This window comes from Lutimaribacter pacificus (assembly GCF_900142185.1).
Taxonomy (GTDB): Bacteria; Pseudomonadota; Alphaproteobacteria; order Rhodobacterales; family Rhodobacteraceae; genus Lutimaribacter; species Lutimaribacter pacificus.
The window spans coordinates 1-12027 of record NZ_FQZZ01000020.1 but is presented as its reverse complement, the minus strand read 5'-3'; the positions used below and the strand labels follow the sequence as shown (position 1 = coordinate 12027).

At 63.9% G+C, this 12027-nt stretch carries 11 protein-coding genes, 1 pseudogene and 1 riboswitch; of the genes and pseudogenes, 2 read left to right on the top strand and 10 right to left on the bottom strand.

All coding sequences use genetic code 11. The features are described from left to right. Positions 1-428: 428 nt before the first annotated feature. The 4 genes from F3H87_RS21540 to F3H87_RS21525 form a co-directional block, all read right to left on the bottom strand. Positions 429-1531, bottom strand: a protein-coding gene (locus F3H87_RS21540) for an IS3 family transposase (RefSeq protein WP_100931383.1) whose coding sequence is annotated in 2 segments (ribosomal slippage) — positions 429-1279 and positions 1279-1531 — 1104 coding nt in all. Because the reading frame shifts where the segments join, the coding sequence is not laid out codon by codon here. After that, positions 1486-1800, bottom strand: coding sequence for an NUDIX domain-containing protein (locus F3H87_RS22200; RefSeq protein WP_256388415.1), 315 nt, complete (start codon positions 1798-1800; stop codon positions 1486-1488). The genes F3H87_RS21540 and F3H87_RS22200 overlap by 46 nt, the downstream gene beginning before the upstream one ends. Position 1801: 1 nt before the next feature. Then, positions 1802-2623 carry an IS3 family transposase gene (locus F3H87_RS21530; RefSeq protein WP_100931384.1) on the bottom strand — a complete coding sequence of 274 codons (822 nt, stop codon included), beginning with the start codon at positions 2621-2623 and terminating at the stop codon, positions 1802-1804. Next, entirely contained in the window at positions 2620-2937 is a 318-nt protein-coding gene (locus F3H87_RS21525; protein ID WP_100931385.1) for a DUF1153 domain-containing protein, read from the bottom strand. The genes F3H87_RS21530 and F3H87_RS21525 overlap by 4 nt, the downstream gene beginning before the upstream one ends. Before the next feature lie 168 nt (positions 2938-3105). Next, a riboswitch (TPP riboswitch) is annotated at positions 3106-3222 on the bottom strand. 99 nt (positions 3223-3321) lie between these two features. Between F3H87_RS21525 and F3H87_RS21515 the strand changes: the two genes are divergently transcribed. Next, positions 3322-4473: an HPP family protein gene (locus F3H87_RS21515; RefSeq protein WP_100931386.1), complete on the top strand. Its 1152-nt coding sequence runs from the start codon at positions 3322-3324 to the stop codon at positions 4471-4473. 15 nt (positions 4474-4488) lie between these two features. On the opposite strand, the gene panC is transcribed toward F3H87_RS21515, so the two are convergent. The 6 genes from panC to F3H87_RS21485 form a co-directional block, all read right to left on the bottom strand. Then, positions 4489-5376, bottom strand: a complete 888-nt coding sequence (gene panC, locus F3H87_RS21510; RefSeq protein ID WP_100931387.1) for a pantoate--beta-alanine ligase — start codon at positions 5374-5376, stop codon at positions 4489-4491. Continuing rightward, the gene (panB, locus tag F3H87_RS21505; protein WP_100931388.1) at positions 5373-6200 is read right to left on the bottom strand and encodes a 3-methyl-2-oxobutanoate hydroxymethyltransferase; all 828 of its coding nucleotides are present in this window, start codon (positions 6198-6200) and stop codon (positions 5373-5375) included. The genes panC and panB overlap by 4 nt, the downstream gene beginning before the upstream one ends. Positions 6201-6324: 124 nt before the next feature. Further along, entirely contained in the window at positions 6325-7173 is an 849-nt protein-coding gene (nadC, locus tag F3H87_RS21500) for a carboxylating nicotinate-nucleotide diphosphorylase (RefSeq protein WP_100931389.1), read from the bottom strand. Beyond that, positions 7170-8741, bottom strand: a complete 1572-nt coding sequence (locus F3H87_RS21495) for an L-aspartate oxidase (RefSeq protein WP_100931390.1) — start codon at positions 8739-8741, stop codon at positions 7170-7172. Before F3H87_RS21495 ends, nadC begins: the two co-directional genes overlap by 4 nt. Positions 8742-8745: 4 nt before the next feature. Continuing rightward, positions 8746-9798 carry a quinolinate synthase NadA gene (gene nadA / locus F3H87_RS21490; protein ID WP_100931391.1) on the bottom strand — a complete coding sequence of 351 codons (1053 nt, stop codon included), beginning with the start codon at positions 9796-9798 and terminating at the stop codon, positions 8746-8748. 659 nt (positions 9799-10457) lie between these two features. Further along, on the bottom strand, positions 10458-10775 hold the full coding sequence (locus F3H87_RS21485; protein WP_100931392.1) for a Dabb family protein: 318 nt from the start codon (positions 10773-10775) through the stop codon (positions 10458-10460). Positions 10776-11206: 431 nt separating this feature from the next. Between F3H87_RS21485 and F3H87_RS21480 the strand changes: the two are divergent. Further along, a pseudogene (locus tag F3H87_RS21480) lies at positions 11207-11932 on the top strand (ArdC family protein); the annotation flags it as partial. Positions 11933-12027: the final 95 nt, after the last annotated feature.

The following is a 12027-nucleotide window of genomic DNA, read 5'->3' as shown; positions in this document are numbered from 1 at the left end:
GCGCCCGGCGCGCTTGCCCAAACCGAAACCCATGATTATCAAGATCAAACCCGCAGACTCTCGTTATGAACGAGGGACCGAAGGGGGGCAGGTCAATTTGCATGGGTACCTAGCTAGCGAACCTGCAGGACAACTGAAACTGAATCCTCTACCGCCACGCAAAAATACAGTCTACATCATGATTGCCAACGCGGTCGCTTGGTGCAGCACATCAAACCCAGCTAGAAGCGCATCTAGCCATCGAAGCCCGGTCACTCGCCGATGGTTCTATCGCAGTAGCATACAGTTAAAAGCCGGCAAGCAGGCACCAGTTGACGATGTACAAGACAAAGAAAGACTGGGGCACAATGTCTTAGCCCCCTAAAACTGTGCCAGTATTTGAGTGTCACAGGAGGGATGTGGAGTTCACCCCGTTTCTGGTCCGGGCTTCATGCGACCTTTCGGGTTTCATTCAATTGGGCCGCAAATCCGCTCGGCGTCAAGTTTCCGAGCGAGGAATGCGGCCTGGTTTCGTTGTAGTCGGCTCTCCAGGCATTGATCCTGTTGCGGGCGTCATCCATCGACAGGAACCATGAGGCGTTGAGGCATTCCTGACGGAGGCGGCTGTTGAAGGCCTCGATATATGCGTTGTCCGTTGGCTTTCCGGGCCGGGAGAAGTCGAGCTCGACCTTGTTCAAGTAGGCCCACTGATCCAGCAACCGACCAGAGAACTCGGGGCCGTTGTCGACTCGAATGCTTCGGGGCTTGCCCCTGATCCGCGCCAATCGATCCAGTTCGTCGATGACCTGGTAAGCTCGGAACTTCGTCCTCGCAGCAGTCACGAGAGCTTCTCTCGTAAAGCAGTCCACGATAGTCAGAATGCGGAACGGTTGTTCGTCGAACAGCCGGTCCGACATGAAGTCCATCGCCCAAACATCGTTCATGCCGTCCGCCTCGGATCGGCCGGATCGATACCGGCAGGCCCGTCGTCGCTTGGGGCTGCGCGTTCGGATCGACAGGCCTTCTTCGCAATAGAGGCGATACAGACGCTTGTGGTTTACCTGCCAGCCTTCGCGCTGCAGCAAGATATGCAAACGACGATATCCATACCGCACACGGCTCTCGGCCAGTTCCTTCAGGCGCATCCGCAGTTCCACCGCGGGGTCGCGCCTGGATTGATATCTGTGGGAAGCCCGCCCGAAGCCCATAGCCCTGCAGGCCCGACGCTCCGACACCTCGAACACATGCTGATAGTGTCGGACAACCTCGCGACGTCGAACAGGCTTCACCACTTTTTTCGCAGCGCATCCTGAAGCATGGTTTTGTCCAGCGTCAGATCGGCGACCAGACGCTTCAGCTTGCCGTTCTCGTCCTCGAGCTGTTTGAGACGGCGGATCTCGGATACCCCCATCCCGGCATAGACCTTCTTCCAGCGGTAGAACGTCGCTTCGGCTATCCCCATCTTTCGACAGATCTCGCCAACCGTCGTCCCGGCTTCCGCCTGCCTCAATGCAAAGGCAATCTGTTCGTCGCTGAATCGTTTCTTCGGCATCGGTACACTCCTCTGTTGCCAGAAATGTACCCAAAAATTCGCACTCGGTTCGGACCAGTTTCAGGGGTCAAGACCATGTCGTGGTCAAATGCGTCGAGCGCCGTGATCACGCGCAGCGGTTCGGCGGAAACGCCGGTCTCCTCGGCCAGTTCGCGGATGGCTGCGTCGAACAGGGGTTCGCCCTGGTCAATCTTGCCGCCGGGAAATCCCCAAAGGCCCGCATCGGGCGGATTGGCGCGACGTGTATCGACCCAGCGGAATCTGCTCAGGTTAAGCCGCTAATCTGAATGCCTCGGCTGGCGTGCGCATGGCAAGCGCCTGATGAGGGCGGCGGTTGTTGTAGAAGGTGATCCAGTCTCCGATGACCCGCGCCGCATGCTGGATGCTCTCGAAGCGATGGCGGTGAACGCATTGCTCCTTGAGGGTCCGGATGACGCGCTCGACCATGCCGTTCTGCTGGGGGCAGTGGGGCGTGATGAACTCCTGCTTCAGGCCGTAGCTTCGGACCAGCGCCGTGAAGTGGCGGCTGGTGAAGACCAGACCGTTGTCTGACCTCAGCAGGAACGGCGCCTCGACGCGGCCGAGCGTGCCGAACCTGGCGATGAGCGCGTGCTCGAGAGCTGCGCTGGCAGTGCTTGCCTTGCCGGAGCGCGATAGATGCCAGCCCAGCAACTCCCGGGTATGGCAATCGATCACGAGCGCGAGCGAGGCCCAGCCATCCCTGCCGGTCCAGATGCGGGCGATATCCGTGGACCAGCGTTCGTTCGGCGCCGTGGCGACGGATGGAACGGCCTGGATGCGGGGCCGCATGCCGACGGCCCGCTTCCGGACCTGCCAGCCCTTGAGCCGGAAGATCCGCTGCACCGTGTTCTTGTTGAAGCCCAGGAGCCAGGCCACGGTGCGATAGCCGAAGGAGGGCTCCTCCTCGATCATCGCCTTGATCGGCTCGGCGAAGCGCGGATCGATCCGCGGAGCGGCCTTCACCGGCTTGTAGTAGACCGTGCGGCGCGGCACGCCGAACCAGGCACAGAGCCTGGCGATCGACACCGTGATGCCCTCGGCGCTGAGGCCCTGCTGAATGCGAAGGATCAATTCCCGTCCTGCGCATCCAGCAGGGCCTGCAACTTTTTTCGCGCCCGGAGCTCCAGCATGGCCTCGCCGTAGGCCTCCTGAAGGTCCTTGAGCTGCTTCTCGTATTGCTCCCGAATGTCGAGCGGATTGGCCCGCAGCGAGTTCTCCATCCCCCGCTTCGCGTCTTCGACCCAGCCCTCGATCTCGGAAGGGGCCAGGTCAAACGACCGGCTCGCCTCCGCAACCGTCGTCTTGCCCTGGATGATCTCGATCACCAGCGCCGTCTTACGCTTCGCCGTCCAACGCTTGATGCTGTCGTCCATCGTCATACTCATCGCTACGTTCTCCCTTGTAGCATGAGCAGGATTTCTCTGGGTCGATACAGACGCACGAGAAGCACCTGAGTGTCGCGCACGACTACGGCGATGGCCGACGGGATCGGGCGTGGGTCTGTCGGTTGATATGGCAAGGCGGCCTCGTCATGCTGAGGCCGGCAAGGGCAAGAGAGCGCTGCGATCCTGTCCCTTCGCCGGCATGATCCGGATCAGGTTCAAAGGGTCACCGCGCTGCAATCGCCAGCGATATCTCAGCCCCTTGTCGGGACACCCCTAGGTGAGCGTCAGCATATCAGGCTGAGCGCCCGGTTCAATGCCGGGCGGATGTGCTTGCGCCTGCCCTCGCTTGTTGAAACTTTAGGCAAAACAGACAAGGCAGCAGTCATGGAGTCCCTGTTCCGTTCGCTTGGCCCGGTTATTGGCCGCCCCTCGCCAGCCGAGGCCCTTCGCGCCGGGATCGGCGCCCTGATCGGGCTTGGGGTGACGGGCGCATTCCTGTTGTCGCCCGTGGTCGACCTGACGCTTGGCCTTTACCTGATTGCCCCGTTCGGTGCGACGTCGGTTCTGCTGTTCGCAGTACCCAACAGCCCGTTGGCGCAGCCGTGGTCGGCGGTGGTGGGCAACACTCTTGCGGCACTGGTCGGTGTGGCGGTCTGTTCCGTGGTCGCTGACCCTGTCCTGCGGATCGCCCTTGCGGTCGGGCTGACGATTACGGTCGGCATCCTGTGTCGCGCGATCCATCCCCCGGCGGGTGCGGTCGCCATGACAGCGGCGATGAGCCCGGAGGCGGTCGGGCGACTTGGATTCTGGTTCGCGATCGCACCCGTCGCCACGGGCACCCTCGCGCTGGTCGTCTGTGCTGCGATCTACGCCCGGCTCACGGGGCGCAGATATCCATTCCGCCAGTTCGATGAGCCAAGTCGCCACCGCACCGAAGATCCCGATCCCGCCAAGCGCATCGGCCTGTCCCGAGAAGAACTGACGGACCTTCTGGATCGCTATCGCCAGTCGTTCAATCTGGGTGTCGAGGATCTGGCGCGATTGATCGGCGCGGCCGAGTTGCAGGCCGCCGCGCACCGGACAGGTCCGCTTCTGGCGACCGACGTCATGTCGCGCAATCTGGTGACCATTGGCCCGGACACTCCGCTGTCAAAGATTGCGGACCTGTTCAGACATCATCGCTTTACCTCGCTTCCGGTGACCGGGGCCGAGGGGCGTTACCTTGGCGTGATCTTCCAGATGCACCTGATCGACCGCGCGCGCGAGGATGCGCTTCGGCTCGACCGTGGCTATGTCGCGGCGTTTCGGCGCCTGATCGACCGGGATCGCACGCAGCCGGTCCGTGCCAAGGACATCATGAGCGTCGCCGGACCTCGGGCGGTACCGGCGAGTCCGGTCGGGGAGCTCCTGCCGATGATGGCCAATGGTGATGTCGATGCGGTGCCGGTCCTTGAAAAGGGCCGGATCGTCGGCATCGTCACCAGGACGGACCTGATTGCCGCCCTCGCGCGGTCCGGGCTGCGGGCGCAGGACTGAGAGGCGGTGGCCCGGTCAGGTCGGCTCGAGCGGGTGATCGTCGGGAGTCGGGACGCTTGCGAGACCCGCGACAGGGACATTGTCGATCAGGCGCACGCCATCGAGCCAGGCGGCCAGGAAAAGGCGACCGGGGCGGTCTGCCCTGGTCATCAGCCTGAGGTCGGGATCGCTGCGCAGTTCGAGGTAGTCGATGGTGTCGAACCCGGCAGAAAGCAGCACCGCCCTGGCCTTGTCGAGGGCCTGCGCGACCTGTCCGCCGCGGGAGATGACACGCGCGGCGTCGTCCAGGACCTGGGCGATCACCGGCGCAATTTCGCGTGGCCCTGCGGCGAGCCGGAGGTTGCGCGAGGACATGGCGAGGCCGTCTTCCTCGCGAATGGTCGGACAGCCGACAATCTCGGTCTTCAGGTCCAGATCCAGGGTCAGGCGGGTCACCACCTGCAGCTGCTGGTAATCCTTTTCCCCAAAATAGGCGCGGTCGGCATCGGTCTGCAGGAACAGCTTGGTCACCACTGTGGCCACCCCGTCGAAATGCCCCGGGCGCGCCCCGCCGCACAGGCCTTCGCTGACGCCGGTCACCGACACGGTCGTGGCGAAACCCTCGGGGTACATCTGCGCGCCGTCGGGCACATAGAGGATATCCGCGCCATAGGGCGTCAGCTTTTCGGCATCGCTGTCCTCGGTCCTTGGGTATTTCGCCAGATCCTCGGGGTTGTTGAACTGCTTGGGGTTCACGAACAGCGTCACGATCACCCGGTCGTTTTCGGCGCAGGCCCGTTCCACCAGGGACAGGTGCCCGGCATGCAGTGCGCCCATGGTCGGCACGACGCCGATGGTTTCCTCGGCGCGGCGCCAGCTTTCGGTCAGGGCGCGCAGCTCGGTCTTGGTGCGGATGATCTTCATGTGCCCGGTTCCTCCTGGGAAAAGACATGTTCGGGGGCGGGGAAGCTGCGGGCGCGGACCTCTTCCGCGTAGGTGCGGATGGCGGTGCGCGCCTCGGCAGCCAGGTCGGCATAGCGTTTCACGAACTTCGGCTTGAAGGCGTCGAAAAGGCCCAGCATGTCGTCGATCACAAGGATCTGCCCGTCACAGCCCGCTGACGCCCCGATGCCGACCGTGGGGATGGCGATATCCGCGGTGATCTGGTCCGCCAGCGCGGCGGGCACCTTTTCCAGCACGACTGAAAACGCCCCCGCGCGGGTCATCGCACGGGCATCTTCGGCGATCCGGTCCGCATCCGTGCCGCGCCCCTGCACCTTGTAGCCGCCAAGTGCGTTCACCGCCTGCGGCGTCAATCCGATATGGGCCATGACGGGAATGCCGCGTTCCACGATAAAGCGGATCGTGTCTTCCATATGCGCGCCGCCTTCCAGCTTGACCGCGCCGGCGCCGGTTTCAGCCATCAGCCGGGCGGCGTTGCGAAAGGCCTGGGCGGGGGAGTCTTCATAACTGCCGAAGGGCATGTCGACGACCATCAGCGCGCGGCTCAGGCCCCGGGCGACGGCGCGGCCATGCAGCACCATCATTTCCATCGTCACGCCGAGTGTCGAGGGCAACCCGTGCAGCACCATGCCGACGCTGTCACCGACCAGAACCAGATCGCAGTCCGCATCCGCCAGCTGTGCCACGGGGGTCGTATAGGCCGTCAGGCAGACCAGCGGACCGGCCCCCTTGCGCGCACGGATGTCGGACGCGGTGAGGCTGCGTTGCGGGGCGGATTGGCTCATGTCGGTCCTCCGAAGACAGGCTGACGCAGGGTTACCCTCTCGACGGCCCTTTCGCAAGCGCAGCGCAATAATATTGCGCTTTCTTATACGAAACAGTCATATACGTGCGCGGCGGATTTCCGGTTCAGAAGTCCAGCCCAAGGTCCAGAACCTGCGCCGAATGGGTCAGCGCGCCCGAGGAGATGTAATCGACGCCCGTCGCCGCGACCTCGGCGATGCGGGCCAGCTTCATATTGCCCGAGGCTTCGAGAACAACGCGCCCGGAGGTCATTTCCACCGCTTTCACAAGGGTTTGCGTGTCCATATTGTCCAGAAGAACGACATCGGCGCCGCCTTCGTCCAGCACCTCCGAAAGCTGGTCCAGCCGGTCGACCTCGATCTCGCAGCGGATCATGTGGGACGCCTTCGCCTTGACCGCTTGCAGAACGGGGCGGATGCCCCCGGCAGCGGCGATGTGGTTGTCCTTGATCAGGATGGCGTCGGACAGGCTGAAGCGGTGGTTGAATCCGCCGCCATGCAGCACGGCCTGCTTTTCCACGATCCGCAGCGCCGGCGTGGTCTTGCGGGTGCAGGTCACACGGGTGTTCGTCCCGCGTGTCTCGGCCACGAAGGCGGCGGTCAGCGTGGCGATGCCGGACATGCGCCCGGCAAAGTTCAGCGCGACCCGTTCGCCCGACAGGATCGAACCCGCGTCGCCAGAGATCTCCATCAGCAGGTCGCCCGGCGCGATCACGTCGCCGTCGGCCTTGTGCGCGGTGATCTTCAGCGTGGGATCGACCAGCCGAAAGGCCAGTTCGGCGATCTGCAGGCCCGACACGACGCCCGGTTCGCGCGCATTCAGCCGCGCAGCATAGGTGGTGCCGGCCGGAATGACGGTGCGGGTGGTGATGTCGCCATAGGTGCCCAGATCCTCCATCAGCGCGGCGCGGACCAGCGGTTCAAGGATCAGGTCGGGCAGTGGAGTATGGCTCATGCCGGTTCCTTTCGGGTCTTGGTTGCGCGGATCGCCAGCGCGTCGTTCAGGGTCATCAGCGACCTTGTGCCGGTCGCGCCTTCGGGCCGGGGGAAGTCCGACCGGAAATGCGCGCCCCGGCTTTCCCGGCGCATCAGCGCGGCGGCGGCGATCAGGGTGGCGGTGGCGGTCATGTTCTTCAGCGTCTCGCAATCGGGTTGCGCGGCTTCGATCGCGGCGATCTCGGCCAGCGTCCGGGTCAGGCCATCCGCCGTGCGGATCACGCCAGCGCCGTCGGTCATCGCCTGACGCAGCCGGGCGACCAGCGCAGGATCGGGCGTTTCGGCGGCGGGAAGCTCGGGCAGGGTGACGGCTGCGGCATCCGTAGGCGCGGGCAGGGCGGCGTCGATCGCCAGCGCACAGCGGCGGCCATAAACCAGCGCCTCGAGCAGGCCGTTCGAGGCCAGACGGTTCGCGCCATGCAACCCGGTCGAGGCGACCTCACCACAGGCCCAGAGGCCGGGCAGGGTGCTGGCCCCGTCCGCGTTCGTCGCCACACCGCCCATGTGGTAATGCGCGGCGGCGGCCACAGGGATGACCTGCGTGACCGGGTCGAGACCCGCCTGCTGGCAAGCGGCGTTGACGGCTGGGAAATCGCTGGGGATCTTTGCGCCAAGGGCGGCGCGGGTGTCCAGTGCCGGGGCCAGCCCTGCCTGTGTCTGGGCATAGACGGCGCGAGCCACGATGTCGCGCGGGGCCAGTTCCGAGTCGGGGTGGGTGTCCAGCATGAAGCGCACGCCCTGTCGGTTGACCAACGTGGCTCCTTCGCCGCGCAATGCCTCGGTCGCCAGCGGGGCAGGGTCCAGCCCGCAGGCCATGGCGGTAGGGTGGAACTGCACGAATTCTGCGTCGGCGATCTGCGCGCCCGCGCGGGCGGCCATGCCGATGACCTGGCCCCGGATGCGCGGCGGGTTGGTCGTGAGGGCATAAAGCCCGCCCGATCCGCCCCCGGCCAGCAAAACTGCCTTGCCGCGCAGGGTGACGCTGGCGCTTTGCCCCCGATCACAGCGGGCAACGGCCACGCCGGTGACACGGCCGACCGAGACCTCAAGCCCCGTGGCCATCACGCCTTCGAGCACCTGGATATGATCCGCCTCGCGCACCTGGACGATCAGGGCGCGCATGATCTCGGCCCCGGCCTGATCGCCCTGAACCCGCACCACGCGGGCGACACTATGCGCCGCCTCGCGCGACAGCACATAGTCGCCGTCTGCGGTGCGGTCGAAGGGTGTGCCCAGCCCGGTCAGGTCAAGGATGTGATCGCGCGCCTCGGTTGTGACCGACACCGCCACGCCCGGATCGACGGTGCCTGCGCCTGCGGTGACGGTATCGCGGGCATGGGCCTCGGCGCTGTCCGCCGGGTCCATCGCCGCCGCCACGCCGCCCTGCGCCCAGGCCGAGGAGGCGCCGGTTCCCAATGCCTCGGGCGAGATCATCAGCACGGGACGCGGGGCCAGTTTCAGCGCGGCGTATTGCGCCGCCAGCCCTGCGCCCACGATAATGACGCGACCCGTTTCGATCGGGGACATCGCCCTAGCCGGCCATCTTGGCAGAGAGGTCGATCATGCGCTGCACGGCGACACGGGCCTTGTCGGCGATCTGTGGGTCAACCTCGACCGCGCCTTCCATGGTGTGGAGCGACCACAGCACCTTTTCCAGCGTGATCTTCTTCATGTAGGGGCACATGTTGCAGGGGCCGACGAAATCCACATCCGGAAGCGCGTCCGAGATGTTGGACGCCATGGAGCATTCCGTCACCAGCATCGCCTTTTCGGGCCGTTGCTGAGTGACATAGTTGATGATCCCGCTGGTCGAGCCGGAAAAATCCGCTTCGGCCACAACGTCGGGCGGGCATTCGGGATGCGCGATGATCCGCGTGCCGGGGTTCCATTCGCGGAAATCCTTCAGGTCCTGCGCGGTGTATTGTTCGTGCACGATGCAGGCCCCATCCCACCACACGATGTTCTTTTCCGGCACCAGGTTGGCGATGTTCTGCGCCAGATATTTGTCCGGTGTCATGATGACGGTGTCACTATCCAGCCCGCGCACGATCTGCACCGCGTTCGACGAGGTGCAGCAGATGTCGGACGCGGCCTTCACCTCGGCCGTGGTGTTCACATAGGTGACGACGGGCGCGCCGGGATATTGTGCGCGCATCTGGGCGATGCCCTCGGCGGTGATGCTTTCGGCCAACGAACAGCCTGCCTCCATGTCGGGGATCAGCACCGTCTTGGAGGGGTTTAGGATCTTGGACGTCTCGGCCATGAAATGCACACCGCATTGAACGATCATGTGGGCCTCGACCTTGGTCGCCTCGATTGCCAGCTGAAGGCTGTCGCCGACCACGTCCGCGATGCCGTGATAGATCTCGGGCGTCATGTAGTTATGCGCCAGGATGACCGCGTTGCGATCCTTCTTCAACTTGTTGATCGCCGCCACGTAGGGCGCATAGATCGCCCAGTCGGGGGGCGTCACGACACGGTCCATGCGCGCATAGATTTCGGCAGTCGCGGCTGCGATGCCGGTGGAAGGGGAAAGATCGTAGTGATCGGCGAGTTCGGCGCGCAGCGCGATCTGGTCCAGCAAGTGCGGCAACTCCTCGGGTCAATTCGGGCCGCCGCAAAGGGCGCGGCCGCACGCGGAGGGCGTCGGCTGATGGGTATCTAATTGGTGGATGACGCAAGGGCAAGCTTGAGGGAGCGCGCCACATAAATTGCATACGCTAACATTTTCAGGAGGCTGGAGGTCCCAGTCCCACGTCTAAGCGTCTGACCAGGGTTCCAAGGCCGCTCCGGTCGCGAGTCGCGACTTCAGGGGACAATATCGTATTCCGAACTGACCTCGGAATCGAACAGGATGCCGCCACACACGTTGAAAATGGCCTCATCGCCCTTTTGGAAAGCGAGGTTGCGGACGGATGGCGACATTGCCGCGCATCAGGCCAGAAGGACCTATGAATTCGATGGCCCCGCAGTCGATGTCACGCGGACGTCCCTCCAGCGCGCGCAGGCACTGAATTGCGCGGATCGAGGCCATAGCCTGTCTCGTAGCTCAAGTAGCCCGCGCACCACTTGCCTGCGGCCCGCGCGCGTTCCATCTGGTCCTGGGCGCGTGGCACCTCGTCAGCATCGTCGGCGCGGATTAATTCGTGAGGTGCAGCGAACCGCATCTCGGTGTCGGCAAGATCGGCGCGCAGCAAAAGGTCGACCGCACCCAGCCTGATCTTGCGAGATCACGTCAGGAGGTTAGGCCTCGTCATCAGGAGCTACGAAGGCCCGAGCGGTGTCGTAATCCGCTGCAAGGCGCATTTCGCGCAGCGGTTTCACACGCCGAATGGATTCGGCATAGATCTCGTGCGCCTTGTAGGCGGCCAGCGCCTCGTCATCCACGAACTCTCCGTAGACGACCACGTCGATCTCCTTGCTGGCCGGATCCGTCTTGCGGTTCAGAGCGATCTCGAGGTGCTTCGCATTGGGAATCTGCGTCAGGAGCTGCAGTCCCTTTCGGACAGTGTCGAGGTTGCCGTCGTTCGGAACAGTGAAGAAAACGACATGGCGGATCATTGAATACTCCGGGTGTTCAGTGGTGGGAGCTGGCCCCAAGCCTCATGCTGGGAACCACGCGCCTCGCGCGGTTGCCCTTCTAAGGTTTCGGCCCGACACCGCAACCCCATCGGCCCGCCATCGTCACGTTTCGCCTGAGAAACGACCGATGTATGAGGGAAGACTTTCGTTGAACTGAAGGACTTTATGCGGGGACACCAGGTTCGGATCCGGGCGGGCGGTCCGCGTTCTGACGGTTGATTTAGCCGCTGTGCGACCGGGTCCCGGAAAGTCAAAGCAGGCTTTGGGTCCTGGCGGATCCGGAGAATGAGGAAAGGGGTCTGGCAGAGTTCCGCAGGGGGCCCGCCACCTCACCGAAGGGTTACTTTCCAAAACCGTTCTCCGGTCCGCGCGCGGTTGCCGTGCGCTCCTTCTGACATCGGAGACCACCCATGGCCAAATCCAAATCTAAACCCAAATTCGACGCCGCCGCGTCGATCACAAACGAACTCATTCGCATCATCGAACGCGGAGTCCTGCCGTGGCGCAAGCCCTGGACGGCGGGTGGCAGCTCCCGGCCTCTGCGGGTGAGCGGCGCGCCCTACCAGGGCGTCAACAACTTCCTGCTGACCATGCGGACAACGATGGCGGGCTACGGCTCGCCATTCTGGATGACGATGCCACAGGCCAACGCCCTGGACGCCAGGATCCGCAAAGGCGAGAAATCCTCCCTGGTGATCTATTACGGACAGAGTCGGAAACAGGGGGAGGGGGATGACGCGTCCGACGATGACGAGACCGACGACGCCCGCGTCTTCCGTTTCCAGAAATCCTACCGGGTCTTCAACGCTTGTCAGATCGAAGGGCTCCCGGACAGTTTTCATCCGGACCCCGAGCCCGTGCCGGATCATCCGATCGCAGAGCCGATCCCGCATATGCAGGCCTTCTTCGAGGCCATCGACATCACCACCGTATTCGCGGGCGACGAGGCCTATTACATGCCGGCTGTCGACAAGGTCTACATGCCTCCCATCTCACGGTTTCAGGACCCGCGGAACTTTTACGGTGTTTGGGCGCACGAATGTTCTCATGCGACCAAGGCGCCGCATCGCCTGAACCGCAACTATGGCCTGTCCCGGTTCGGAAACACGGCCTACGCGCGCGAAGAAATCGTGGCGTTATCTTGACAGTCTGCACCGCATGCCACCTTGCCGTAGGATGGGTGACAGGCGTTGACGGTAGGCAGTTTTCAGGCTGGCCGCCGCGCTTACCA